At 66.0% G+C, this 403-nt stretch carries 1 protein-coding gene; it reads right to left on the bottom strand.

Annotated features, from left to right (window positions below; all coding sequences use genetic code 11):
• Positions 1 to 403: PAS domain-containing protein (locus FLO80_RS24085; protein WP_149187164.1), on the bottom strand; the 403-nt coding region annotated here is incomplete at both ends.

Raw genomic sequence — 403 nt, 5'->3', positions numbered from 1 at the left:
CTTGCGTCGGTTCCAGATCTCGCCCTGCCAGTGCCCGTCGCGCTCCAGCTGGTTCCACATGGCGAGGTAGAAGCTGGAGTCGTGTTGTCCGGAGGAGAGCAGGCTGGGCGAGCGTCCCAGCGCCTCCTGCTCGCTGTAGCCGGTGATCTCGCTGAAGGCGCGGTTGACCGCGGTGATGCGTTGGCGGGTATCGGTGATCATCACGCCTTCGGCGGTGCTTTCGAAGACGGTGGCGGCCTGCTGCAGCTTCTCCTGCATGAGCTGGCGCTCGGTGATATCGCGGGCGATGGTCAGCACGCAGTCCTCGCCATCGATGCTGATCCGGTGGGCGGACATCTCGCACTGGCGGATGCCACCGTTGCGGTCCCGTACAGGGGCGGTGAAGCCCTGGGTCAGGGTGTGG

The sequence above is a fragment of the Aquicoccus porphyridii genome, from assembly GCF_008369105.1.
Taxonomy (GTDB): domain Bacteria; phylum Pseudomonadota; class Alphaproteobacteria; order Rhodobacterales; family Rhodobacteraceae; genus Aquicoccus; species Aquicoccus porphyridii.
This window is presented reverse-complemented; position numbering and strand designations above follow the sequence as displayed.